The 26,015-nt window shown below is 46.6% G+C and carries 18 protein-coding genes; 9 read left to right on the top strand and 9 right to left on the bottom strand.

Annotated elements, in window-relative coordinates; all coding sequences use genetic code 11:
* Position 1: 1 nt before the first annotated feature.
* The 6 genes from FHW36_RS05785 to secA all read right to left on the bottom strand — a co-directional run bounded on the left by FHW36_RS05785 (position 2) and on the right by secA (position 6,964).
* A complete protein-coding gene (locus FHW36_RS05785) occupies positions 2-460 on the bottom strand; it encodes a hypothetical protein (RefSeq protein WP_145663700.1) in 459 nt (152 codons plus the stop codon).
* 67 nt (positions 461-527) lie between these two features.
* Entirely contained in the window at positions 528-1,118 is a 591-nt protein-coding gene (locus tag FHW36_RS05780; RefSeq protein WP_145663697.1) for a TetR/AcrR family transcriptional regulator, read from the bottom strand.
* A gap of 145 nt (positions 1,119-1,263) precedes the next feature.
* A complete protein-coding gene (locus FHW36_RS05775) occupies positions 1,264-2,439 on the bottom strand; it encodes a M20 metallopeptidase family protein (RefSeq protein WP_145663694.1) in 1,176 nt (391 codons plus the stop codon).
* Positions 2,423-2,863, bottom strand: coding sequence for an SPOR domain-containing protein (locus FHW36_RS05770; protein WP_145663684.1), 441 nt, complete (start codon positions 2,861-2,863; stop codon positions 2,423-2,425). The genes FHW36_RS05775 and FHW36_RS05770 overlap by 17 nt, the downstream gene beginning before the upstream one ends.
* A 29-nt stretch (positions 2,864-2,892) precedes the next feature.
* Positions 2,893-3,552, bottom strand: a complete 660-nt coding sequence (gene deoC / locus FHW36_RS05765; protein ID WP_145663669.1) for a deoxyribose-phosphate aldolase — start codon at positions 3,550-3,552, stop codon at positions 2,893-2,895.
* Between the two features lie 91 nt (positions 3,553-3,643).
* Positions 3,644-6,964, bottom strand: a complete 3,321-nt coding sequence (gene secA, locus FHW36_RS05760; protein ID WP_145663659.1) for a preprotein translocase subunit SecA — start codon at positions 6,962-6,964, stop codon at positions 3,644-3,646.
* A gap of 675 nt (positions 6,965-7,639) precedes the next feature.
* Between secA and FHW36_RS05755 the strand changes: the two genes are divergently transcribed.
* The 7 genes from FHW36_RS05755 (at position 7,640) to FHW36_RS05725 (ending at position 16,721) form a co-directional block, all read left to right on the top strand.
* Positions 7,640-8,914 (top strand): MFS transporter, encoded by a 1,275-nt coding sequence (locus FHW36_RS05755; protein WP_145663656.1) that lies wholly within the window; start codon positions 7,640-7,642, stop codon positions 8,912-8,914.
* Between the two features lie 22 nt (positions 8,915-8,936).
* Complete coding sequence (locus FHW36_RS05750) at positions 8,937-10,100, top strand: Gfo/Idh/MocA family protein (RefSeq protein WP_145663652.1); 1,164 nt, start codon at positions 8,937-8,939, stop codon at positions 10,098-10,100.
* Between the two features lie 22 nt (positions 10,101-10,122).
* Positions 10,123-11,178, top strand: coding sequence for a sugar phosphate isomerase/epimerase family protein (locus FHW36_RS05745; RefSeq protein WP_145663649.1), 1,056 nt, complete (start codon positions 10,123-10,125; stop codon positions 11,176-11,178).
* A 57-nt stretch (positions 11,179-11,235) separates the two neighbouring features.
* Positions 11,236-11,649: a c-type cytochrome gene (locus FHW36_RS05740; protein ID WP_145663646.1), complete on the top strand. Its 414-nt coding sequence runs from the start codon at positions 11,236-11,238 to the stop codon at positions 11,647-11,649.
* 34 nt (positions 11,650-11,683) lie between these two features.
* On the top strand, positions 11,684-12,406 hold the full coding sequence (locus tag FHW36_RS05735; RefSeq protein WP_145663643.1) for a 3-keto-disaccharide hydrolase: 723 nt from the start codon (positions 11,684-11,686) through the stop codon (positions 12,404-12,406).
* A gap of 150 nt (positions 12,407-12,556) precedes the next feature.
* Complete coding sequence (locus tag FHW36_RS05730) at positions 12,557-13,300, top strand: ThuA domain-containing protein (RefSeq protein WP_145663640.1); 744 nt, start codon at positions 12,557-12,559, stop codon at positions 13,298-13,300.
* 7 nt (positions 13,301-13,307) lie between these two features.
* Positions 13,308-16,721, top strand: coding sequence for a ThuA domain-containing protein (locus FHW36_RS05725; protein ID WP_145663638.1), 3,414 nt, complete (start codon positions 13,308-13,310; stop codon positions 16,719-16,721).
* 310 nt (positions 16,722-17,031) lie between these two features.
* On the opposite strand, the gene FHW36_RS05720 is transcribed toward FHW36_RS05725, so the two are convergent.
* The 3 genes from FHW36_RS05720 to FHW36_RS05710 all read right to left on the bottom strand — a co-directional run bounded on the left by FHW36_RS05720 (position 17,032) and on the right by FHW36_RS05710 (position 23,051).
* On the bottom strand, positions 17,032-19,314 hold the full coding sequence (locus FHW36_RS05720; RefSeq protein ID WP_145663636.1) for a GH92 family glycosyl hydrolase: 2,283 nt from the start codon (positions 19,312-19,314) through the stop codon (positions 17,032-17,034).
* A 167-nt stretch (positions 19,315-19,481) separates the two neighbouring features.
* Positions 19,482-21,773 carry a GH92 family glycosyl hydrolase gene (locus FHW36_RS05715; protein WP_145663633.1) on the bottom strand — a complete coding sequence of 764 codons (2,292 nt, stop codon included), beginning with the start codon at positions 21,771-21,773 and terminating at the stop codon, positions 19,482-19,484.
* 261 nt (positions 21,774-22,034) lie between these two features.
* Positions 22,035-23,051 (bottom strand): LacI family DNA-binding transcriptional regulator, encoded by a 1,017-nt coding sequence (locus tag FHW36_RS05710; protein ID WP_145663630.1) that lies wholly within the window; start codon positions 23,049-23,051, stop codon positions 22,035-22,037.
* A 272-nt stretch (positions 23,052-23,323) separates the two neighbouring features.
* Here FHW36_RS05710 and FHW36_RS05705 point away from each other — a divergent pair, with 272 nt between their 5' ends.
* Both FHW36_RS05705 and fabF read left to right on the top strand, forming a co-directional pair.
* The gene (locus FHW36_RS05705) at positions 23,324-24,400 is read left to right on the top strand and encodes a fatty acid desaturase family protein (protein WP_145663627.1); all 1,077 of its coding nucleotides are present in this window, start codon (positions 23,324-23,326) and stop codon (positions 24,398-24,400) included.
* A gap of 244 nt (positions 24,401-24,644) precedes the next feature.
* On the top strand, positions 24,645-25,907 hold the full coding sequence (gene fabF / locus FHW36_RS05700; protein WP_145663625.1) for a beta-ketoacyl-ACP synthase II: 1,263 nt from the start codon (positions 24,645-24,647) through the stop codon (positions 25,905-25,907).
* Positions 25,908-26,015: the final 108 nt, after the last annotated feature.

The raw sequence follows: 26,015 nt of genomic DNA, 5'->3' as shown, positions 1-26,015 counted from the left end.
TTTATCTAAAGTAAGGTCTGTTTACTAATGGTGAAAACGGCCAGGGAATGGCAATGAGAATGATAAGCAGAGATATTGAAAACCAGATCAGCATTGTCTTGAATTTTTCATTATCTGTTGGTTTCCGTTTTGCTAACGCCGAACCAATAGTAATGAATATGATAGCTGATAACATTAAAGCAATATGGATTAAACCAAAGAAAGCCATATCAATATGGATAACAGCGTCTTTAAAATTTGTCCAGAAATATTTAATAACGGGACTTTGAGAATACAGAATAATTCCAATTACCAATTGAATATGGGCAATGGTGGCTGTCCAATGCCTGATGGCATTGTCTGTTTTGGTAAAATGACGTTTTGAGGTGTATCCTTTGTATGCGTTGTAAATAGCAAAAATTAAGCTTGCCAGTACAAGCCAGCGGAAAATTGAATGATAAAATGTAAGCGCCTGATACATCGTATTTTTCGTTTACGATGCAAAGTAAAACAAAAACATACTAATTAGTATGTTTTTTAAGAAAAAATTATTTCAGGGTGTTGAGGTAGCGTTTAAGTTCTTTTAAATAAGACAGATAAACCTTTTTGTCATTTTCGAGTTTTGCAAAATTTCGTATGCCCCAATAGCCGGATGCTACAAACATGGCTACCTGCTTTGCATTTATATCATCGCGTATTTGTCCTTTTTCTTTTCCTTTTACAAGGACCGCTGCCATTGTCTTTACCCATTGCTGTGTAATTTCATTTAATGCATGGTTGAAATCTTTATTCCAGGACGCCATTTCTTGTGTAAAGTTGGCAACAGGGCAACCGTGTTGCACTTGTAAAAACTCATCCTCGATTAAGAGATAATGCATTAGGTTGTAAATAGTATCTATGGGATTTTTATCGTTTTGCAATGGCGCAATAAAACTGCTGGTAAGTATGGGTCTTAGCAATTCGTTTATAATAGCTATTCCCATTTCATCTTTGTTTTTGAAATGGTAATAAAAAGCCCCTTTTGTTACTTGCGTGGTAGCAAGAATATCGTCGATACTGGTGGTCTGATAGCCCTTTTCGTATATCAGCGCAAAAGCTTTTTGCAGGATATTCAATCGTGTTCCTTCTGCTTTTTTCATAAAAACATACTAATAGGTATTATTTGCAAATAAAGCGATACCTGGCCAGTTGCACAAATTATTGTCGGTGCGGAGTTACTTTTTCCAGGCTTTAAAATAAAAACGTCCCGATATTTACCGGGACGTTCTCATCATATACATATCTTTAGAACTGTGTAGCTAAATAGGCCATAGTACCCATGCCTACCTCAATCGCCTGTTCATCTATATCGAAAGTGGGCGTGTGTACGCCGGAAGTAATACCCCTGGCTATATTGCCGGTACCCAGCCGGAAAAAGCAGGCCGGTACTACCTGCGAATAGAACGCAAAGTCTTCTGCGCCCATCCGGATTTCTGTATCTCCCACCAGTTCTTTGCCCAGGTAGTCGGTGGCAAAGTTCCTGGCTTTGCTGGTAACTACTTCATTGTTGTATAAAGTAGGATACCCAACCAATATTTCAATATCTATTTCAGCCCCCATCGCTTCGGCGATGCCGATGGCCTGTTTGCGGATCAGCTCATGCGCTTTAAACCGCCAGGTTTCATCCATAGCTCTGAAAGTACCCATCAGCTTTACTTCGCTGGGGATTACGTTGGTAGTAAATCCGCCATTGAAGGCACAGATAGATAATACGGAGGGTGAAAAAGGATTGTTATTACGGGAGATAATCTGTTGAAGGCTTACCACTAGCTGAGATGCTACCAGGATGGTATCTACAGTAAGATGTGGTTGTGCCGCATGACCACCTTTACCTTTTATAGTGATGTAAATTTCATCGGCGCTGGCCATGTATTTGCCGGCACGAAATCCCAATTTACCTACTTCCAGGGAAGGGTGCACATGTAATCCCAAAATAGCGTCGGGGCGTGGATTTTCCAATGCGCCTTCTTCAATCATAATACTGGCGCCACCTGGGTGTTTTTCTTCACCCGGCTGAAACAGTACTTTAATGGTGCCTTCAAACTGATCTTTTAACTCGTTCAGTATCTTAGTAGCACCCAGTACACAGGAGGTGTGTACATCGTGTCCGCAGGCATGCATGACGCCCGGGTTGGTAGATTTGTAGGATACTTCATTGGCTTCGGTAATGGGCAGCGCATCGATATCGGCACGCAGGGCAATCACTTTGGAAGCGGGGTTTTTACCTTCAATGAGCGCTATAATACCCGTTCCGGCAATACCTGCCTGGAAAGGGACGCCAAAGGCGGTGAGCTGTTCCTGGATAAACGCAGTGGTCTTAAATTCCTGGAAAGACAGTTCGGGGTGGGAATGCAGATGGCGCCTCACAGCGGTAAACTCGGGCGCATATGCCTTCGCCAACTCTTTAATTCGATTCTTCATTCGATAGTTCTTTATCCAGTGTCACGTTAATAATGGCAGGTACTACAAATACACCTCCTGAAAACAGGTCGGATAATTTGTCCCGTAATTCGGTGGCCTCTTCACGGGTTTTGAAATCGCCTACGCGCACTTTAAAATAGGGGGCTTGATAATCAAGATAGGTACGATAGTCGGAAAAAAGCTGCATCACCTTCGCCTTGGCCTCATTGGCATCGCCACGTTTGTTGGTGGAAATTACCTGTACCCGGAAACCGGATTGGTTGCGGATAGCCAGGGTATTGATATAGATCTGCTTTTTAATCAGCACATCCAGCCGGCTATCTTTTACCACTCTTACGCCACCGTTAGTGGCCACGCTGTTGTCCTGGGCCATTGCCCAACTACTTCCTAACAGGCAGCAGACCAGGATGAATAACTTTTGCATGAAATAAGGTATAATTAACGAATGAATAATTACTGTTCTTTGCTCTCCTTCATGATACTTACGCTGGCACTGGCGCCAATGCGGGTAGCACCGGCTTCCACCAACTCCTTCGCAAAAGCAAAGGTACGAATACCGCCGGAAGCTTTTATTTGTATGTTGGCTGGTAAATTTGCCCTCATCAGTTTAACCGCATCTACCGTAGCACCCTTTTCAGCATAGCCAGTGGAGGTTTTCATGAAATCCACACCGTATTTACTGTAAAGCTGGCAACATTTCACGATTTCCTCTTCTAATAATATGCCACTTTCAATAATTACTTTAATCACTTTCTTCTTTTCCCGGATGATATACATGATATTGGCAATTTCCTTCTCAAGGAATTCCCAGTCATTATTTTTAATCGCGGAGATATTGATCACCAGGTCCAGTTCATCTGCGCCATCTACAATGGCCAGCACCGTTTCCGCCACTTTGGCTTCAATAGCCGAATAGCCGAATGGAAAACCGATGACGGTAGCAACTTTGGTATTGGTAGATCCCAGGAATGTTTTGGCCAGTTTCACGTACAGTGGTGGTACACAGGCGGCGGCAAAATCATACTCCACGCATTCCATGCACAACTTTTTGATATCCTCCAGCGTGGTGGTGGGTTTCAATACGGTATGGTCTATATAGCGGTTAATCTCCATAAATACATTTACTGATTACAGGGCGAAATTAATGCAAAACGGATTACGTTGCCGTAATCCGTTCTGATATTCGTTATAGTGGTATAACTACTTACGCGTTCTTACCGTGGCATTGTTTGTATTTCTTGCCGCTACCACAAGGGCAGAGGTCATTACGGCCAATCTGCGGACCCTGGTGACGAACGGGTTCAGATTTCACCTCTTCAGCTACCTGGTAATCCGGGGCTGCGCCCTGGTGGCCATTATTGTCTACCAGCTCTTCGTGGGAAGCCCGCATACGGCTCATATCCGTTCTTTCTTCATGTGCTTCACGGATTTCCGCGGCTTCCTGCTCCTGGTTACCACCGTGAATACCACATTTACACAGGAAGGATACGATATCGCGGCTGGTTTCGCCATCCATTTCCTTGAACAGGTTAAAGGCTTCGAATTTATAGATCAGTAATGGATCTTTTTGTTCGTATACGGCGCTTTGTACCGACTGTTTCAGGTCGTCCATTGCGCGCAGGTGCTCCTTCCAGGATTCATCGATCAGGGCCAGTGTGATGCTGCGTTCCAGCGCATTCATGGTTTCATGACCTTTGGTTTCTACCACTTTCTGCAGGTTCGCCATTACGTTAATACCTTTCTTACCATCGGTAAATGGAATAGAGATATTTTCGATCTGGTGCCCCTGTTCTGTGTGGATACGCTCAATCAGCGGGAAGGTATTCGCTACCAGGTCATTTACTTTACGCTGGTAATTGCCTTTCCCTTCGTGATACAGCCTGTTGGCCAGGGTAGGCACATCTGTTCTGTTCAGCTCTTCAGCGGTGATAGCGGTATCGATAGAGAAGTTCATGATAGCATCCATTTTGAAGGCCTCATAGTCGCCACTGCCTTTGTGTGTGGTAACCATGCTTTCAGCTACATCATAGAATGCATTATCAATATCGATGGCCAGGCGCTCGCCAAACAGGGCGTGGTTACGTTTTGCGTAAATCACGGTACGCTGCTTATTCATCACGTCATCGTATTCCAGCAGACGTTTACGGATACCGAAGTTATTTTCTTCTACTTTCTTCTGTGCTCTTTCGATGGAGCGGGTAATCATGCTGTGCTGGATTACTTCTCCTTCTTTATAACCCATACGGTCCATCAGGCCGGCAATACGTTCTGAACCGAACATACGCATCAGGTCATCTTCCAGGGATACGAAGAACTGGGAAGTTCCCGGATCTCCCTGACGACCGGCACGACCACGCAGCTGCCTGTCTACACGACGGCTTTCATGTCTTTCCGTACCGATGATAGCCAGACCACCGGCTTCTTTTACGCCAGGTCCGAGCTTGATATCTGTACCACGACCGGCCATGTTGGTAGCGATGGTTACCGCTCCCGGTAAACCTGCTTCTGCTACGATCTGTGCTTCACGGGCGTGTTGTTTAGCGTTCAATACGTTGTGCGGTACCTTATCGAAAGTCAGCATTTTGCTCAGCAACTCCGACACCTCTACGGAGGTAGTACCTACCAGTACCGGACGTCCTTTGGCCTGTAATTGCTTAATTTCATCAATTACCGCTTTATACTTATCTCTCTTGGTTTTATATACCAGGTCTTCCGCATCGATACGGGAGATAGGGAGGTTAGTAGGAATGGTCACCACATCCAGTTTGTAGATTTCCCACAATTCACCTGCTTCTGTAGAAGCGGTACCGGTCATACCGGCCAGCTTGTGGTACATACGGAAGAAGTTCTGTAAAGTGATGGTAGCAAATGTTTGGGTAGCTGCTTCCACTTTCACATTTTCTTTTGCTTCGATCGCCTGGTGCAAACCATCGGAGTAACGGCGTCCATCGAGGATACGACCGGTTTGCTCATCTACGATCTTTACCTTACCGTCCAGTACTACGTATTCAACGTCTTTATCGAACAGGGTATACGCTTTCAACAATTGCTGCACGGAGTGGATACGATCTGATTTAGCGGCAAAGTCCTGCAGCAACATATCTTTCCGCTGCAGTTTTTCTTCTGCTGCTATTGACAGTTTTTCAATTTCTGCCAGTTCTGATCCCACATCTGGCAGGATAAAGAAGTTGGCATCTTCTCCACCTTGTGTGATCAGGTGAATACCTTTATCGGTGAGGTCTACGCTGTTTTGTTTTTCATCGATCACGAAGAACAGGCCTTCGTCAACCTTTGGCATTTCGCGTTGCTGGTCTGCCAGGTAATAGTTTTCTGCCTTTTGCAGTAATACGCGGTTACCTGCTTCAGAGAGATATTTAATCAGGGCGCTGCTCTTTGGCAAACCTCTCCAGGCGCGCATCAGGGCCAGACCACCGGTTTTGGGATCATCTTTACCTTCTGCTATCAGTTTCTTGGCTTCCTGCAGGTATTGGTTCACCGACTTTTTCTGCATTTCCACCAGGTATTCGATACGTGGTTTCAGCGCATGGAATTCCTGTTCTTCTCCACGTGGGATAGGACCGGAAATGATCAGCGGGGTACGGGCATCATCTACCAATACGCTATCCACCTCATCCACCATGGCATAGTGATGTTTACGCTGTACCATTTCATCCGGGCTGTGTACCATGTTGTCGCGCAGGTAGTCGAAGCCGAATTCGTTGTTGGTACCATAGGTAATATCTGCCAGGTAGGCATTGCGGCGATCCGGTGTATTGGGTTGGTGTTTATCGATACAGTCTACGGTAATATCAAGGAATTCAAACAGGGGGCCGTTCCATTCGGAGTCACGACGTGCCAGGTAATCATTCACGGTTACAATGTGTACGCCTTGTCCGGCCAATGCGTTGAGGTAGGCTGGCAGGGTAGATACCAACGTTTTACCTTCACCCGTTGCCATTTCAGCAATCTTACCCTGGTGCAATACGGTACCACCGATCAGCTGTACATCATAGTGTACCATGTTCCAGGTAACCATATTGCCGGCGGCATTCCAGGTATTTTTCCAGATCGCTTTATCTCCTTCTATGGTTACGTAGTCACCTTTTACGGCGAGCTGGCGGTCCAGGTCAGTGGCGGTAACGGTTTGCGTTGGATGGTTGGTAAAGCGACGGGCTGTTTCTTTTACAACGGCGAAAGCTTCGGGCAGCAGTTCTTTCAGTATTACTTCCAGTTGCTTATCGCGGTCTTTTTTCAGAATATCTATCTCCTGGTATATGGTATCCTTTTCTGTTACGTCTTCTGTGGTATCGGCGTTCTCTTGTTTCTCCGCTATTTCTTTATCAATAGAGGCCAGGTGTTGGGCGATACGCCCGCGGAAGTCCTGCGTTTTGCGGCGCAGCTCATCAATAGGCAGGGATTGCAGTTTTTCGTACTCCTCATTAATCTGCTGTACCACCGGAGAGATGGATTTGATATCCCTTTCTGATTTATTCCCTCCAAATAGCTTTGATAAAAAACCTAACATGTTAAACGTTTAATTACGAATTACGATTTCTATTTATGGTAACCTACTCCCATCCAGGCTGAGTATATAATCAGTTGATAACGTCCTGCTTTATCAGCCTGTGGCACTAAGGCTGCGGGCTTAGTCAGTTTGGACAGACGGCATCCTGGTTACTCAAATATTGTGCTTGTAAAGGCCAACTGTCAAGGTGTCAGTTTTACAGCTGCCCCGTAAGGCCTGTAAAAGTAGGAATAAATTCGGTGATTTAGCGGGGATTTTGAAGGGATTTTGCTTTTCCCGCTATCAATTAACATATTGATAGTATTTGCTGCTAACAGGCCGCTGTGGATGTTCTGCGGCATAATATAACACCTGCGGCGAAGCAGCAGGCAACGAGATTCCTATCTCCCTGAACCCGCATATAATTATATTATATATTACACTTTCCCGTTTGGATTCGGGTAAAATGAGTGGTCAATGGCGTGGGCTGCCCCCAACCGCTTATCCTGAATTATTACCGCAGGGACCATAATGAAATCGTGATACCCCCTTGTACCACGGGACATTCCCCGCGAAAATGAAAATTTTCAGGAAAAATGCCGTTCGTCCATACAAAAAGATGGAAATATGAAAATACTTTTTATAAATTTAAAGGTTTAATATAGGTTTTCAAGTTTTACTCAAAAGTCCACGTTTATGGCAAATGGAATTCAGCCACAAAAACTGTTTGTAGCCAGCTGTATGGCCCTGCTGGTAACATCGTTATCCTTTGGTATTCGCGCCGGCATCTTAAGCCGCCTGGGCGTCGAATTTCACCTGGATACAAAAGAATTGAGCATTATTGCCGGAACTGCTTTCTGGGGATTCCCGCTGGCAGTGGTAATAGGAGGCTTCATTGTAGATGCGATAGGTATGAAACGCCTGCTCCTCGCAGCTTTCGTACTCCATCTCACAGGTATCATTCTCACCGTATTTGCCGGTGGATTCTGGTCCCTGTTTATTTCCACCCTGTTTATCGGGATGGCCAATGGTACAGTAGAAGCAGCCTGTAATCCACTGGTAGCTACTATCTTCCCCGACAACAAAACCACCAAGCTCAATCACTTCCACCTCTGGTTTCCCGGCGGTATCGTAGTAGGTACGCTGCTGGTATTCCTGTTGTCTAAACTCGGACTTAGCTGGCAGCTGCAGGTAGCTACCATGATTATTCCTACCCTGATCTATGGTTATCTTTTTATGCAACTCGATTTCCCGGTAACGGAAAGAGTGGCTTCCGGCGTATCTTCTGCACAGATGTACAAATCTGTGTTAAGCCCCCTGTTCATCGTTATGTTTATCCTGATGTTTGGCACCGCCATCACAGAACTCTTTACCGGTCAGTGGATTGAAGTATTGCTGAAGAATGTTACTGAAAATTCTATCCTGATCCTGGCATTAACAGCGGGTACCCAAACACTGGGACGCGGTATCGCCGGACCAGTGGTACATAAAATTTCTCCTACCGGCGTATTGCTGATATCTGCCATTTTATCCGCTATCGGTTTGTACCTGCTGTCGCATGTATCCGGCAGTATGGTATTTGTGGCAGCCTTTATCTTTGGTATGGGCGTAACTTATTTCTGGCCAACCATGCTGGGCTTTGTGTCTGAAAACATTCCGGAATCAGGTGCATTGGGCATGAACCTGATGGGTGGCGCCGGTATGTTTGCCGTATCCGTGTACATGTACTTCATGGGCGGTTTCTACGACACTATCATTACCAAACAATTGCCTGCCGGCGCTTCGCTGGATGCTTACCGCTCCGCAGCTCCCGGCTCTCCTGAAGCTACGGCCTTCAGCCAGGCGACTGCTGTAGCCGGCCCCGAAATTATTAACGCTACCCTGATCATACCAGTGATGTTGATTGTAGCATTTGCCGGGCTCTTCTTTTATATGCGCAACCGCAAAAAAGCACAGATTCAAATAGTATAACCTCTAAAAGAGCATTGTAAATATGACACGGAAACTAAGAATGGGAATGATCGGAGGCGGTAAAGACGCCTTCATTGGCGCCATCCACCGGATTGCCGCCAATATGGATGGACTGATAGAGCTGGTGGCAGGTGCCCTCAGCATCAATAATGAAATTGCCGTAGAATCAGGTAAAATGCTGTTCCTCGATCCGGAACGCACCTATCTCGATTTCAAAACCATGTTAACCAAAGAAGCGGCTATGCCGGCAGATAAACGTATGGACTTCGTGACCATCGTTACACCGAACTTTGCACACTTCGAACCTGCCATGATGGCGCTGGACCTCGGCTTTAACGTAGTGATAGAAAAACCAATTACGTTTTCCCTGGAAGAAGCCAAACAATTAAAAGCTAAAGTAGAAGCCACCGGCTTAACACTTTTACTGACACATACCTACACCGGATACCCCATGGTAAAGCAAGCCAGGCAGATGGTGAAAGATGGCGCCCTGGGCAAAATTCGCAAGGTATGGGTAGAATATCCACAGGGCTGGCTCAGCAAACTGAGTGAGAGAGAAGGAAATGCACAGGCAGCCTGGAGAACAGATCCGAAAAAATCCGGTAAAAGCGGATGTATGGGCGATATTGGCACCCACGCTGCTAACCTGGCAGAATATATCAGTGGTGCGAAAATCGAAAAACTCTGTGCCGACCTGAATATACTCGTACCTGGCCGTGCCCTGGATGACGATGGCGCCGTATTACTGCGTTTCGACAATGGCGCTGCGGGCGTACTGATGGCCTCCCAGGTAGCTGCCGGTGAAGAAAATGCCCTGAAGATCCGCGTATATGGCGAAAAAGGCGGCCTCGAATGGGCGCAACACGAGCCGAATACCCTGCTGGTGAAATGGCTGGACAAGCCCACTGAAATCTATCGCGCAGGCGGCGGATATACTTTCCAGTCGAGCTACATGACCCACAACACCCGCACTCCTGGCGGTCACCCCGAAGGATACCTCGAAGCATTTGGTAACCTGTATCGCAACTTTGCCCGAACCTTATCTGCCAAAATCGACGGCGTACAACCTTCTCCTGAATCCCTGGACTTCCCGGGCACTGAAGAAGGCGTACGTGGTATGGCATTCATCGATAATGTAGTACGTTCTTCCCAGAGCGATGCTAAATGGACTAATTTCGAGATATAGTATTCACCATTAGAACGAGCGTATGAAAACGATTAAAGGACCTGGTATTTTCCTGGCGCAATTCATGGGAGATGAAGCGCCTTTCAATAATCTGAAATCGATCTGTGAATGGGCCGCTGCTCTCGGTTTTAAAGGCGTACAAATCCCTACCTGGGAAACCCGTCTGATCAACCTGCAAAAGGCAGCAGAGAGCAAAACCTACGCAGATGAAATCAAAGGCATCGTGCATGCAGCAGGACTGGAAATCACAGAACTGAGCACGCACCTGCAGGGACAACTGGTAGCCGTAAATCCTGCTTTCTCTGAAATGTTTGATGGCTTTGCCCCTGCCGAATGCCGGGGTAACCTGCACGCACGTACGGAGTGGGCGGTGAACCAGCTGAAATATGCTGCAAAGGCCAGCCGCAACCTGGGACTCAATGCGCACGCCACTTTCAGCGGCGCGCTGCTGTGGGCGCCTGCCATGTACCCCTGGCCACAACGCCCGGCGGGACTGGTGGAAACAGCTTTTGCTGAACTGGCCAAACGCTGGTTACCTATCCTGAACGAATTTGATGCCAACGGCGTAGATGTTTGCTATGAAATTCACCCGGGAGAAGACCTCCACGACGGGGTTACTTTTGAACGTTTCCTGGAAGCTACCGGCAATCATACCCGGGCAAACCTGTTGTACGATCCGAGTCACCTGTTGCTGCAATGCCTCGACTACCTGGAATATATTGATATCTACCACGAAAAAATCAAGGCTTTCCATGTAAAAGACGCGGAATTTAATCCTACCGGCCGCTCCGGCGTGTATGGCGGATACCAGTCCTGGATCAATCGCCCGGGCCGTTTCCGTTCTCTCGGCGACGGACAGGTCGACTTTAAATCCATCTTCAGTAAAATGGCACAATACGATTTCGCCGGTTGGGCTGTTATGGAGTGGGAATGCTGTATTAAACATCCGGAAGATGGCGCTAAAGAAGGAGCTCCTTTTATCGCCGATCATATTATCCGTGTCACCGAAAAAGCCTTCGACGACTTTGCCGGCGGCGGTACCGATGATGCATTTAATAAAAGAATATTAGGTATTTAATCACCATCTATTATCCACTAATCGTTCGTAAACAATAACCAAATAAATAAACAACAAATGAGAAAGAGATATCTGGCGCCGCTGCTGTTATCCGCTATGTTCTTTGCAGCTTGCGGAGGAGGAGAAAAGAAAGAAACAAATGCTGACAGCGTAAGCAAACACGAAACTCCGGCAGCAGACAATTCCATGGTATCGCCCAATGCCGACAAACCAGTAAGCAAAGGCGAAACCCTGATGGCGCAGAGTGATTGCAAAACCTGCCATAAAGAGGAAATGAAAGTGGTAGGACCTGCCTTAAAAGACATTGCAGGTAAATATCCTAACACACCAGAAAATGTTGACAAGCTGGCCGATAAAGTAATCAAAGGCGGTTCTGGCAACTGGGGTGAAGTAGCTATGCTGCCACATCCACAGGTATCTAAAGACGACGCAAAGGAAATGGTAAGCTATATCTTATCATTAAAGCACTAAGTCTAACTAATTGCTCATTACTCAATCATCCGGCATGAAAAAGTTAATCTTGGGCGCACTAACGGTAGGTGCCCTCATCGCTACCTCCGCAGTGAAAGCCCAGCAATTAAATACCCTTTCAGCAAAGGAAAAGAAACAAGGATGGGTATTACTGTTCGATGGTACTTCTACCAAAGGATGGCATACCTACGGGAAAACAGAAGCCAGCCCCGCCTGGGGTGTGACTGATGGCGCCATTGGCCTGGATCAGGCAGCAAAAAAGAATGGCGCTCCCGGTGGTGATCTCGTAACAAACGAGGAATATGAAAACTATGAACTGAGCCTGCAATGGAAAATTTCCGAAGGAGGCAACAGCGGTATCATCTTCAGCGTACATGAAGATCCTTCCTTAGGTCAAACTTATCTCTCCGGCCCTGAAATGCAGGTGCTGGATGATGCCAAACATTCCGACGGCAAGATCCCGAAACATAACTCCGGCGATCTGTACGACCTTATCAAGGCGCCTAAACTGGCTGCAAAACCAGTAGGGCAGTGGAATACCGCCAGGATCCTGAAGAAAGACGGTCACCTTACCCTCTGGCTCAATGGCGTAAAAACAGCCGAAACTACGATGGGTACCCCTGAATGGGATGCCCTGGTAGCAAAAAGCAAATTCCATGACTGGAAAGCATTCGGTAAATATCCAAAAGGCCACATTGCTTTACAGGACCATGGTAACGATGTTTGGTACAGAAACATAAAAATCAAAGTTCTTTAATTTAAAGCAGAAAGCTTAAAGCAGAAAGCAAAAAGCTATTGTAGCGAATGACCTTGGTGAATTTTAAATATCCGCTAAGATCATTCTCCACAATAGCTTTTTGCTTTTTGTTTGCTGCTTTAAGCTTTTCATCCACGTAAAATAATAACAATGAAAACATTAACCGCGTTTATTACACTCTTGTTACTGGCCGGCACTTTATCCGTGCAGGCAAAGGGAAAACACAAAGCCAAAAGAGTGCTGGTTTTCTCTAAAACAAAGGGATTCCGGCATGATTGCATCCCGGCTGCCAAATTAGCCATCATGCAACTCGGAAAAGAAAATGGGTTTGAAGTAGATACAACGGAAGATGCCAGCGCATTTACCCCTGCTAACCTGAAAAAGTATGCAGCCGTTATTTTCAGCTGCACTACCGGCGATGTACTTGATGATGCACAACAGGCAGCCTTTGAAAATTATATCCACAAAGGCGGCGCCTGGATGGGGATACATGCAGCTACCGATACCGAGTACGACTGGCCATGGTATAACAAACTCGCCGGCGCATGGTTCCTGAGCCACCCGCATCAGCAACAGGCCACGCTCAGGGTAGTAGACCACAATCACCCTGCTACCAAAGACTTGCCCGATGAATGGATCCGTAAAGATGAATGGTATAATTTCAAAAATCTCAACCCCGATGTACATGTACTCATCAAAATAGATGAAAGCACCTACGAAGGCGGTAAAAACGGGGATAACCACCCCATGTGCTGGTACCACGATTTTGAAGGTGGCCGCGCATTCTATACCGAAATGGGACACATAAAAGAATCATACCAGGATCCGGTATACCTGAAACATTTACTGGGCGGCATCCAATACGCCATCGGTAACTGGAAACCCAAAAACTAACCGTCTGATGAAACATGCAATTAAAGTTTTCCTGCTGTTAGCCCTTGTAACAGCAGGCCTGGCAGCCTGTAAAAAAACACGCTCCGGGAAACCGAAAGTACTGGTGTTTACTAAAACCATGGGCTTCCGCCACGCCTCTATTCCTGCGGGCATTGCAGCCATCCAGAAATTAGGCGCCGCCAACGGCTTTGAAGTAGATACCACCGAAAATGCCGATAAATTCAATGAGGATTCCCTGCAACAATATGCAGCCGTTATTTTCCTCAATACTACCGGCGATGTACTCAATAACTACCAGGAAGCCGATTTCGAAAGATATATCCAGGCAGGTGGCGGCTACGTAGGCGTTCACGCTGCCGCAGATACCGAATATGAATGGGGCTGGTATAACCACCTCGCCGGCGCATGGTTCCAGAACCACCCTCCGGGCGTACATAAAGCTATAGTTGACGTCGTTGAAAAATCATTCCCCGCTACAGAAGGGCTCCCCGAAAAATGGGAACATACCGATGAATGGTACAACTACAAAGATGTAGATACCACTACCACCGTACTGCTGAAATTAGATGAGAAATCTTATGAAGGCGGTAAAATGGGTAACAACCACCCCATCAGCTGGTACCATGATTATGATGGTGGCCGCGCTTTCTACACCGGCCTCGGTCATACCGAAGAATCCTACACCGACAGCCTGTTCCTGAAACACCTGGCTGGCGGTATTAAATATGCCATTGGCAAAAACCTGGTACTGGATTACAGCCAGGCTAAAACACTGCGCGTTCCATCTGAAGACCGCTTTACCAAAAATGTACTGGTATCCGGCGAATTCTTCGAGCCAACGGAAATGGCTATACTCCCTAACCTCGACATCCTCGTGGCACAACGCCGCGGTGAGCTGATGCTGTATAACAATGCAGAAAAGAAATTGTCGCAGGTAGGCTTACTGAAAGTATATCATCATACCGATGTGCCCAAAGTAAATGCAGAAGAAGGTTTCATCGGCCTCGCCGCTGACCCCGACTTCAAAAACAATCACTACATCTACGCGATGTACTCTCCGATAGATACCTCCGTAAATCGTTTGTCACGTTTCAAATTTGAAAACAACAAACTGGATATGGCATCAGAAAAGGTTATCCTCCAGTTTTATTCCCAGCGCGATATCTGCTGCCATACCGGCGGTTCTATTGCGTTTGGTCCCGGCGGACTCCTGTACGTATCTACCGGCGATAACACTACACCATTTGACGAACCCGGACAGAAATATGTGAGCAAAGGCTATGGTCCTACAGACGACCGTCCTGGTCACCTTCAATATGATGATATGCGCGGCTCCGCCAACACCAACGATCTGCGTGGAAAGATCCTGCGTATCAAAGTGGAAGCAGATGGCTCCTATACCATCCCGGATGGTAACCTGTTCCCTAAAGGCACCAAAAATACCCGTCCTGAAATTTATGCTATGGGTACCCGTAATCCTTACAGGATGACGGTAGACCGGAAAACAGGATATGTATACTGGGGAGAAGTAGGGCCAGACGCCAACAACGATGACTCTACGCGGGGCCCACGAGGGTACGATGAAATAAACCAGGCAAAGAAACCCGGTTTCTTCGGTTATCCCATGTTTATTGCCAACAATAAACCTTACCGCAAATACAATTACGAAACCGGCGAAAGCGGCCCTTATTTCGATCCGGCTAAACCCATCAACGATTCCCGTAACAACACCGGCCTAAGAGAACTGCCACCCGCAACATCTGCGTTTATCTGGTATCCTTATGGTAAATCAGATGAATTCCCGATTGTAGGTAGCGGCGGTCGTAACGCTGAAGCCGGACCGGTTTACTACAGCGAGTTCTATCCGAAAGAAACCCGCTTCCCGGATTATTATAACGACAAACTGTTTATCTACGACTGGATCCGTGGCTGGATCATGGCTGTTACCATGGATAAAAACGGCAACTTCTCCAAAATGGAAAAGTTCATGCCGCATACCAAACTCAATGCACCTATCGATATGGAGATGGGGCCTGATGGTCGTTTGTATATCCTGGAATACGGTAACGGATGGTTCAGCAAAAATGCAGATGCCGGCCTGTCACGTATTGACTACAATGGCGGCAACAGGGCACCAAAAGCAGAAATCCATGTAGATCGCCTCACCGGCGGACTGCCCTTTAAAGTAAAATTAACCGCCGATGGATCGGTAGATCCCGATGGTGATAAGCTCACCTATCTCTGGTATTTTGGTAATGGTACCAAAAAAGAAACCACTGAGCCTTCTGTTCAATTTACTTACACTGCAGCCGGCGAATACCCCGTGTACGTGGAAGTATCCGATGATAAAGGCGCTAAAACCAAGAGTAAGTCTATCGACCTTTATGCAGGTAATGAAACGCCTGATGTAAAGATTGATATCACCGGTAATAAAATGTTCTACTTCCCGGGCAAGCAGGTACATTATACCGTTAATGTGAGTGATAAAGAAGATGGTACTTCTGCTGACGGTAAGCTCGATGTCAACAACATTTTCGTAAAGGCCGACTACATACAGGGCCGCGACAAAGCAGCTTCGCCGCAGGGCCACCAGATTATTACCGGCGCTATTGCCGGTAAAAACATTATGGAAGTATCAGACTGTAAAACCTGTCACAAGCCTGACGAAAAATCAATCGGGCCTTCTTTCAAACAAATCACCGAAAAGTATAAAGCAGATCCGGCAGCGCCTGAAATGCTGGCTAAGAAAATCATCAGCGGCGGTGGTGGCGTATGGGGTGAAACAGCCATGTCGGCGCACCCTGGCTTGTCTGTTGGTGAAGCAAAACAACTGGTAGAATATATTTATTCTGTTGGCGGCGGCGCTCCCAAAGCGGCTTCCCTGCCTGTTAGCGGCAGCATCAACCCAACCATGGGCGCTGAAGTAAAAGACAACGGCGTATTATACATGCTGGCCAGCTACACCGATAAAGGCGGTCCTGGTATCAAACCCATTACCGGTGCCGCGCAACTGGAGCTGATCAGCCCCGTGCTGGCAGCTGCTGATTACAGCAAAGCCGATGGCGTATCTGTATTTTCAGTAGATGGTATGAAATTCCTCATCCCTGCTACTGCAGCGGGTTGGGTAAGCTACAATAAACTGGATCTTACAGAGGTAAATGGCATTGAACTTACCTATATGGTACAGGAAACGCCACAACAAGGTTATATAGTGGAAGCATTCCTGGACGATGCCAACGGTACCCGTTTAGGAGAAGTAACCATTGGACCAGGCGCTCAGCCTAAAACTGCCAATAAAGTGAACTTCAACTTTACACCAGTAGCAGACGGTAAAAACCACAACCTGTATTTCCGGTTTAAAGCCACTGACCCGGCACAAAAAGTACAGCTGGGCATTGTTTCATTTACACTGCATACTTAATATATGGCTTTATATTAAATTAAAATGGGCGTCTGTTACAAGACGCCCATTTTTAATTTAGTTCTTATCCCACCATACCCGGTCCAATAGCAGTGACCTGCAGCACATCTCCTGCTTACGCCTTAACTTTAAAGGAACCTTCAGCCTCAGATGTTACACCTGTATTACAGCCCGTTATCCATACAGATGCGCCGGACACGGCGGTCTCGTCTTTGTTTACCACCGGTGATAGTAGCTGTTTGCGCAGATACCTGGGCATAAAAAGCCGTCTCTACTGAGTAGAGACGGCTGCTGCACTATAGATTGATCACTACTTTTTAGGTTTGTTACTCATATAAAAAGTAAGCGTCCCTCCATTCATGATATCGGCGTGTGTAATATACAAGCGGTTCAATGGCGTACTATTCAACAGTACTTTTTGTACATACACATTTTTATCGCCCTGGTTTTTCACATCTATGGTAAAAGTTTTTCCGTTCTCCAATTGCAGGGTGGCTTTATCAATAGCCGGGCTGCCCAGCGAATACTGGTCAGATCCGGGACAAACCGGGTAGAAGCCCAGCGTGGTAAAAATATACCAGGCACTCATTTGTCCGCAGTCATCATTCCCTCCCAGGCCATCAGGGCCGGGATGATACATCTTCTTCAGGATCATGCGCACCCGTTCCTGCGTTTTCCACGGGTAGCCGGTCCAGTTATAGAGGTAAGCTACGTGATGGGAAGGTTCGTTGCCATGTACATAGTTCCCGATGATGCCATCGCGGGTGATATCTTCCGTTTCTGCAAAAAATTTATCCGGCAGCTCCATGGTAAATAATGAATCCAGGTGTGCGGTAAACTGCCGCTTGCCGCCCATCATCCCGATCATATCATCCGGGTTATGCGGCACATATAGACTATAATTCCAGGCATTGCCTTCTATAAAGCCCTGATCGTGCGTTTGCAGGGCATCAAAATTAGCTTTGAAACTGCCATCGTCCAAACGGGGACGCATGAAGCCAGTATTGCCATCAAACACATTCCTGTAGTTCCTGGACCGCTTCATGAATTCATCATAAATGTCCATCCGGTTGAGTTTTTTGGCTACCTGTGCAATGCACCAGTCATCATAGGCATATTCCAGTGTTTTAGATACCGACGAACCGTTTTTATCTTCCGGGATATAACCCCGGTCCATATAATATCCCAGGCCATCATAACTACGGTGGCGGGCGGTGGTAACGCAGGCATCCAGGGCTTTATTCACATCAAACGGTGCATTATCTTTCATGATGGCGTCGGCAATCACCGATACACTGTGATAACCAATCATACACCAGTTTTCATTAGCATAATGCGCCCATATGGGCAACATATGCTGTGCGCTCTGCTCATAATGGTGCAGCATGGATTGTATCATATCGGCGTTGCGGCCGGGTTGAATCATGTTAAACAGGGGATGCAGGGCACGATAAGTATCCCACAACGAAAAAGTGGTATAGTTCGTATGCCCGCCGGCATTATAAATATTCATATCCAGTCCGCGGTAGGCGCCATCTACATCCATATAAGTAGTAGGATTGATGAACGCATGATACATGGCCGTATAGAAATTTTCCTTTTCTTCCCGGCTACCGGATTCAATATGAATCTTATTCAGCTCTTTTGTCCATAACGCCTGTCCATCACGCTTTACCTGGTCGAAGTCCCATCCGGGTATTTCCGCCTGCAGGTTTTTCAGGGCGCCTTCAGTGCTCACGGGGGAGAGGGCAAATTTTATTTTTATTTTTTCGCCGGGCGTGGTGTTAAAATCGAAATAGGCACGGATTTGTTTTCCGGCCATTTCAGGGAAGTTCTTTGTTTGATCAAACTTTCTCCAGAAACCTTTATACACATCTTTGGCGTAGTTGGCATGTCCGTATTGTGCAATGGGCTTGGAAAACACCATGGCAAAGTATTCTATTCTCGTACGTGCCCATCCGTTAGTTTGCCGGAAGCCCGTTACCAGCGTATCATTTTCCACGCGGATAAACGTCCACACGTTTTTGTTGTCGTAGTTGTAAATACCATGCATCATATCCAGGATGATGTGTGCCTGGCCGGTACCCGGGAAAGTGTACTGATGAAATCCCACTCGGTTGCTGGCCGTCAGCTCTGCAAGGATATTATCGTCTTCCAGTTTTACCTTATAGTAGGCGGGTTCAGCTACTTCCGTGCTGTGAGAGTAGGCAGAGCGGTAGCCACTTTCAGGGTGATCGGCGGTGCCGGGGTTTAACTGTAAGGCGCCTGTAGTGGGCATAATCAGGAAATCACCCAGGTCGGAATGCCCTGTTCCACTGAAGTGCGTATGACTAAACCCTACAATGGTTTTATCTTCATACTGGTAACCCGCGCAGTACTTGTATACATCGGGGTTATACTTTCCATTCATTTCGTAAGGAATGGTATCTGTATCGGGACTAAGTTGCACCATTCCGAAGGGCACGGTAGCGCCGGGATAGGTATGTCCCATTCTTTGTGTGCCGGTAATCGGCTTCACATATTGTATCACGTTTTCCTGTGCCTTTACAGCAACAGCAGTAACGAGGAATAAGGGTATTAATAATTTTCGCATAGCAGTGGTTTTAAAAATTTTAGCTGCCAGATATTCGCTTTTGCCTTTGATTTTTTATGTATTAAAAGCTAAAAACTAACACCTGACAGCTAAAGAGATACTTCCCGAAGAATCGGGACGAAATATTTCAGTGAACAATGAAAATCGTTTATATATCCATTTATTGGTTATTTGTTCGCTGTTGAATAAGAGTAAGGGAACGCCGCAGGAGAGGTGCCTCTTGTTTTCTGCGGAGCAGCGCCCATCTTAAATTCCAGGGTACCGCCCTTTTGCAGATCCTGGTGGCTGATCCAGTTGTTCGAATAAGGCTTGCCGTTTAAGGCAGCACTTTGTACATACAGGTTTTTCTCGCTGTTTCCTGGTGCGTTGATCACCATTTTCTTACCATCTTCCAAAGTCATCGTGAGCTTAGAGAACAACGGGGTACCCAGTACATATTGTTGGGTGCCCGGACAAACCGGGTAGAAGCCCATGGCCGAAAACACGTACCAGGCGCTGGTTTGACCATTATCTTCATCTCCACAATATCCATCCGGAGTAGCTTTATACAGGCGGCTCATTACCTGGCGAACCCAGTACTGTGTTTTCCACGGCTGTCCTGCATAGTTATACAGGTAGATCATGTGTTGAATAGGCTGGTTGCCATGTGCATACTGCCCCATGTTCATGATCTGCATTTCACGTATTTCGTGTATAACAGTGCCATAGTAACTTTCATCGAATACAGGCGGCATGTTAAATACAGAATCCAGCATACGGACAAACATATCTTTGCCACCCATCAGATCGGACAAACCCTTTACATCATGGAATACAGACCAGGTATAGTGCCAGCTGTTACCTTCCGTAAAGGCGTCGCCCCATTTGAATGGGTTGAATGGTGTCTGGAATTTGCCATCTTTATTTTTACCCCGCATCAGTTTTGTTTCGGGATCGAAGAGGTTGCGGTAGTTCTGTGAACGTTTTTCAAAGCGCTCAACTTCTTCCTTAGGGCGATTCAGCGCTTTGGCCAGCTGGAAAATGGTAAAGTCATCGTAGGCATATTCCAGTGTACGGGCGGCATTTTCATTTACGTCTACATCATATGGAACATATCCCAGGCTGTTGTAGTATTTCACGCCCAGGCGGCCAACAGAGCTCATAGGGCCTTCGTTTTCAGAATTCTTCAGTATTGCCTGGTAGAGGTTATTGATATCATATCCGCGTATGCCTTTCAGGTAAGCATCTGCGATGAGTGAAGCAGAGTTGGAGCCCACCATACAGTCGCGGTGACCGGGGCTAGCCCATTCGGGCAACCAGCCGCTTTCTGTATAGGCATTGGATAAGCCTTCCATGATGTGTGCGCTGAGTGTAGGGTACATCAGGGTAAAGAAAGGGTGTACCGCCCGGAAAGTATCCCAGAAACCATTGTCGGTAAACATATAACCTGGCAATACCTGGCCATTGAACGGACTGTAATGTACCACTTCATTTTTCGCATTGATTTCGTAGAATTTACGGGGGAACAACATGGTACGGTACAGGGAAGAGTAGAAGGTGCTGACCTGTTCGGTAGTACCGCCTTCCACTGCCAGGCGGCCAAGTTCCTTGTTCCAGGTGTCTTTCGCTTTCTTGCAGGTGGCATCAAAGCTGTCGCCGCCAATTTCACGCTGCAGGCTTAATTCCGCCTGTTCGAAGCTGATAAAGGATGAAGCGGTTTTAATACCTACCTTTTCGCCTCTCTTTGTTTTAAAGCCAACCACGGCGCCGGTATGATCGGCCTGCAGTTCCAGCAGGCCTTTAACCAGTACAGAGTCGTGCCAGGTGTTGCTAACAGTGAAAGGTTTATCAAAAGTGATAACAAAATAGTTTTTGAAATTGGAAGGTACACCACCGCTGTTTTTGGTGGTATATCCAATGATTTTCTGTTGTTCCGGTATTATTTTAATATAAGAACCATGGTCCATCGCATCTACCACGATGAAGGCGCTGTCGGTAGCCGGGAAGGTAAAGCGCAGCTGGGCGGCTCTTTCCGTTGGCGTAATTTCAGTGGTTACGTCAGGGTCGGCCAGGTATACGCTATAGTAATAAGGACGGGCTACTTCTGACTTATGGGAAAACCAGCTGGCACGCTTGTGCTGATCAAACTTCACGGATCCGGTTACCGGCATGATGGCAAACTGGCCATAATCATTGATCCATGGAGAAGGTTGGTGTGTTTGCTTGAAACCCCTGATTTTATCAGCGGTATATTGATATGCCCAGCCATTACCCATAGTATTGGTTTGAGGCATCCAGAAATTCATTCCCCAGGGAAGGGCAATGGCAGGATAGGTATTACCGTTCGACAGGCTTACCTTGGAATCGGTGCCCATCAGGGTGTTTACCCAGTCTGCAGGCTCAGTCACTTTATTCACCGTTTGGCTATAGGCGCCATGCAGGCATAACAAAGCGGCTGCTAACAGTCCAACTTTTTTCATGATTACGATGATGATTATGTATTATAACAATTATTTGTTCTCTTCTAAAAGCACCGCGCAACAAAACTTACAAGAAAATAACATCCTCTTTGCTGCTTTGTTGCCTTGTTCTCTAATTTGAAAAATCGATTTAGCACAGGTATAGAAAAAAAAGATTCATAGAATCCTTTTCCCTTACTTTTCAAAAGCTGATACTAAAAGTATAAATATTTTTCCAGCATTTGCAAGTATTTACCGGTTTTTTTGGTGGCTCTCCCCCACTCAGGCCGATCCTCTTAATATAAACTTACCGGGCAACTCTATAGCCTGCTTCTTCATAGGACCATTGTTTTTATCCAGCTGATACATCAATAAATCGATGGCTGTTTTGGCAATACCTTCTATTGGCTGCTCTATTACCGAAATACCGGGAGGGTATAAACGGAAAATATCATGGTCGTCGAAGCAGAGTACCGCCAGGTCTTCCGGCATTTTCAGTCCCATGCGGGCAATCACTTCCAGTCCCAGGATACCCAGGTAGTTGGTGGAAAAGAAGATAGCATCCAGCTCAGGGTTGGACTCCAGGAAGTCCTGTAACTCCCGGAGCGAATCTTCCCGCTGCCGGTGGTACTGCAATTGCAGGATATATTTCTTCTTTACAGGAATTTTATGGTCTTTCAGGGCAGTAACATAGCCCCGCAGGCGCTCTTCTATTTGTATCAGCTTCACGTCTACCATCACGAAGGCTATTTTTGTCAGCCCCCTGCCAATCAGGTGTTTCATTCCCTGTTGTACCCCGTCGAAATTATTGATCAACACATAGGGTGTTTTGATAGTCGGGAAATAACTGTCCATCAACACCACCGGTTTATGCTGGTTCACCAGTTGCTGGATTTCTTTTTCCATACCGGGAGCGGGGGTAATCAGGTAGCCGTCTACCATCTGCCGGCCCAGCATCCGTATCAGTTCTCCGCCTTTCTGGGCATTATTTTCTGTACTGCAATACACCACATTGTAGCCCCTGCGCTCTGCCTCCGTTTCAATGGTTTTGGCCAGGCTGGCAAAGAAGCTGCCGGAAATACTTTCCACGATCAATCCCAGTGTTTTGGATTGGCCCGTGCGAAGATTTACGGCCATCCGATGAGGCTCATATCCCGATTTTTCGGCCACCTGCATAATCCTGGCGGCTACCTCGTCCCGTATACGCATTTGTTTCCCCTTTCCATTCAACACGAATGAAACGGTGGAAGGCGCTACCCCGGCCAATTTCGCAACATCTTTAAGGGTCAATCTCTTCATGTATAGTGGTTGGTTTTGGCTGTATTTTAACGTGATTACAGGACTATCGCTAGCACTCTCTAAACCCTACGTTATCAGGCGTTTCACGCCCCTGACAGATACATATTCGCATGGAAATTACAAAATTAACCGTAATTACTACCAGTATAGCACAAAAATGGTTATCTTTCAGCCAACCTATGTGAAATATATATCGCAGGGGCACGTTATTATAATTCACCGGCTCCGTTTTGCCAGCACAGTTATCACTGTAGTAAAATATACTAACGCGTATGAAGCATCTTTCTCAACTTACTGATCCCGTTTACATAAAGCCGGAACATTACAGTGCACTTGATCGTCTTTTTTTAAGCTGGATCAGGGATGAGCGCGACCTCCCATTCGTGTACCTGACCATGAAAATTACCTTTACCCTATGGCCACTGGCCATCCTCCTGTATGTACCAGGCCTCAACAACTGGCTCTGGTGGGGGGCTGCCATTGCCTACCATTTTCTTAATAACATTACCTTCAAAGGACCTTTTGGCCTCATGCTCCATTGCACCAGCCATCGGGCCTTCTTTGAAAAAAAATACCAGTTCTGGAACAACTACCTCCCCTGGTTCATTGGCCCCCTGTTTGGTCAAACGCCCGAATCATATTATGCCCACCATATAGGTATGCACCACCCGGAAAACAATATGCCGGATGATGACAGCTGTACCATGATTTACCAGCGCGATTCCTTCCGGGGCTTCCTGCTGTACCTCTTCCAATTCGTTACCTTCGGCGTTTATGATACCGCCCGCTATCATATCCGTAAAAAAAGAAATAAGCTGATGGTGAAGCTGGTAAGGGGAGAAGTATTTTTTATTCTCGCCTGCGTGGCACTGTCCTTTATCAATTTTCCCGCCACCTTCGTGGTATTTATATTGCCCTTTATCATCTCCCGTATTATTATGATGGTGGGTAACTGGGCCCAACATGCCTTCATTGATGCCGATGAGCCAGACAATTCTTACAAAAACAGCATTACCTGCATTAATACCAAATACAACCACAAATGCTGGAATGATGGCTATCATATCAGTCACCATGTGAAACCCAGTATGCACTGGACAGAGCACCCCGTTTACTTCACACAAACCCTCGACGAATATATCAGCAACGATGCCATCGTATTCGACAGCATACACTTTCTGCATGTGTGGGCATACCTGATGGGGAAACGTTATGACCTGCTGGCCAAACATTTTGTGAATATCGGAGGCCGCTTCCAAACGGATGCAGAAGTAATTTCCTTTCTGAAACAGCGCACCCGTAAAATGTCTGCTATATCAGCACCAGCTGCTGCTGTTGCCGCGGCGTGATCCCATTTACCAGGAGTTTTTCTGCTGACAATTCTCTTGCAACCGGCCTTTTTTTGACAAAAAATGCCTTAAAATTTGTAAGAGAAGAGTCAGAACACCTCTTACACCGCGCATAAATCCGCGCCCACACTGCATTTGGTCATAAAAACAGAAAAGTTATATTATATTATCTTAATGAATATGCTTATTCATAACAATAAGTGACTAAATTTGCGCTCTAACTTTTTTTATTAAAGTAAAAAATATGCGTACTGTTACACTGAAAAGGGTTGTGGTTACCGGCTTGGGAGCATTAACACCTATCGGGAATGATGTAAATACTTTTTGGAGCAACATGAAGGCGGGCGTAAGTGGCGCCGGTCCCATCACTAAGTTTGATACCACGGAGTTTAAAACCAAGTTTGCCTGTGAGGTGAAGAACTTTGATGTGGAAAAATATATGGAAAAGAAGGAAGCCCGCAAGATGGATTGCTTCACTCAGTACGCGATGGCGGCTGCACAGGAAGCAGTAACTGATGCAGGGCTGGACAAAGAGGGTATCGACAAAACCAAGATCGGGGTGATCTGGGCTTCGGGTAACGGCGGTATGCTCACGTTCGAAGAACAGATCGTTGAATTCACCAAAGACAACTTTGTTCCTAAATTCAACCCGTTCTTTATCCCTAAATTAATCTGCGACATTGCTGCAGGCCAGATTGCCATGAAATATGGTTTCATGGGTATTAACTTCTGTACCGTATCGGCTTGTGCTTCTTCTACCAGCGCACTGGTAGACGCTTTTAACTACATCCGCCTCGGTAAAGCCAAAGCTATTGTAACCGGAGGTTCTGAAGCTCCTGTTACCCGTGCTGGTATTGCCGGCTTCAACGCCCTCAAAGCCTTGTCGACCCGCAACCAGGATCCGGAACACGCTTCTCGTCCATTTGACACAGAACGTGATGGTTTTGTAATGGGTGAAGGCGCAGGCGCTATCATCCTGGAAGAATACGAACACGCCATTGCCAGAGGTGCTACCATCTACGGCGAAATGATTGGCGGCGCTATGACCTGCGATGCTTACCATCTCACCGCTACCCATCCGGAAGGACTGGGTGCACGCCTTGGCATGGAACAAGCCCTGGAAGATGCAGGTATCGCTACCACAGATGTGGATTATGTAAACTCTCACACCACCTCTACACCCGTAGGCGACCTCAGTGAACTGAAAGCCATCGTAGCGGCCTTCGGCGAACATGCGCCCAAACTCAATATCAGCGCTACCAAATCCATGACTGGCCACCTGCTGGGTGCTGCAGGCGCTATTGAGGCCATCGCTTGTATCAAGGCTACCCAGGAAGACATCGTTCCTCCTACTATCAATACGACTGTACTCGGCGAAGGTATCCCTACCAATCTGAACCTCACCCTCGGGAAGGCGCAGCAACGTACCGTTAATATTGCCATGAGCAATACCTTCGGTTTTGGTGGACACAATGCCATCGTTGTATTCAAAAAATACACTGCGTAAAGCAGAAAGCGTAAAGCAGAAAGCATAAAGCTATTATAGCGAATGATCTTAGCGAATTTTAAAAATCGCATAGGTCGTTCGCTATAATAGCTTTATGCTTTCTGCTTT

It is taken from the genome of Chitinophaga polysaccharea, from assembly GCF_007829335.1.
GTDB lineage: Bacteria > Bacteroidota > Bacteroidia > Chitinophagales > Chitinophagaceae > Chitinophaga > Chitinophaga polysaccharea_B.
This window is presented reverse-complemented; position numbering and strand designations above follow the sequence as displayed.

What these genes read in the sequence shown, in the direction of transcription:
- FHW36_RS05785 (WP_145663700.1), bottom strand. Translation starts at nt 460, where the DNA reads ATGTATCAGGCGCTTACATTTTATCATTCAATTTTCCGCTGGCTTGTA.
- FHW36_RS05780 (WP_145663697.1), bottom strand. Translation starts at nt 1,118, where the DNA reads ATGAAAAAAGCAGAAGGAACACGATTGAATATCCTGCAAAAAGCTTTT.
- secA (WP_145663659.1), bottom strand. Translation starts at nt 6,964, where the DNA reads ATGTTAGGTTTTTTATCAAAGCTATTTGGAGGGAATAAATCAGAAAGG.
- FHW36_RS05720 (WP_145663636.1), bottom strand. Translation starts at nt 19,314, where the DNA reads ATGCGAAAATTATTAATACCCTTATTCCTCGTTACTGCTGTTGCTGTA.
- FHW36_RS05705 (WP_145663627.1), top strand. Translation starts at nt 23,324, where the DNA reads ATGAAGCATCTTTCTCAACTTACTGATCCCGTTTACATAAAGCCGGAA.
- FHW36_RS05775 (WP_145663694.1), bottom strand. Translation starts at nt 2,439, where the DNA reads ATGAAGAATCGAATTAAAGAGTTGGCGAAGGCATATGCGCCCGAGTTT.
- FHW36_RS05710 (WP_145663630.1), bottom strand. Translation starts at nt 23,051, where the DNA reads ATGAAGAGATTGACCCTTAAAGATGTTGCGAAATTGGCCGGGGTAGCG.
- fabF (WP_145663625.1), top strand. Translation starts at nt 24,645, where the DNA reads ATGCGTACTGTTACACTGAAAAGGGTTGTGGTTACCGGCTTGGGAGCA.
- FHW36_RS05740 (WP_145663646.1), top strand. Translation starts at nt 11,236, where the DNA reads ATGAGAAAGAGATATCTGGCGCCGCTGCTGTTATCCGCTATGTTCTTT.
- FHW36_RS05770 (WP_145663684.1), bottom strand. Translation starts at nt 2,863, where the DNA reads ATGCAAAAGTTATTCATCCTGGTCTGCTGCCTGTTAGGAAGTAGTTGG.
- FHW36_RS05725 (WP_145663638.1), top strand. Translation starts at nt 13,308, where the DNA reads ATGAAACATGCAATTAAAGTTTTCCTGCTGTTAGCCCTTGTAACAGCA.
- FHW36_RS05745 (WP_145663649.1), top strand. Translation starts at nt 10,123, where the DNA reads ATGAAAACGATTAAAGGACCTGGTATTTTCCTGGCGCAATTCATGGGA.
- FHW36_RS05715 (WP_145663633.1), bottom strand. Translation starts at nt 21,773, where the DNA reads ATGAAAAAAGTTGGACTGTTAGCAGCCGCTTTGTTATGCCTGCATGGC.
- FHW36_RS05750 (WP_145663652.1), top strand. Translation starts at nt 8,937, where the DNA reads ATGACACGGAAACTAAGAATGGGAATGATCGGAGGCGGTAAAGACGCC.
- FHW36_RS05735 (WP_145663643.1), top strand. Translation starts at nt 11,684, where the DNA reads ATGAAAAAGTTAATCTTGGGCGCACTAACGGTAGGTGCCCTCATCGCT.
- deoC (WP_145663669.1), bottom strand. Translation starts at nt 3,552, where the DNA reads ATGGAGATTAACCGCTATATAGACCATACCGTATTGAAACCCACCACC.
- FHW36_RS05755 (WP_145663656.1), top strand. Translation starts at nt 7,640, where the DNA reads ATGGCAAATGGAATTCAGCCACAAAAACTGTTTGTAGCCAGCTGTATG.
- FHW36_RS05730 (WP_145663640.1), top strand. Translation starts at nt 12,557, where the DNA reads ATGAAAACATTAACCGCGTTTATTACACTCTTGTTACTGGCCGGCACT.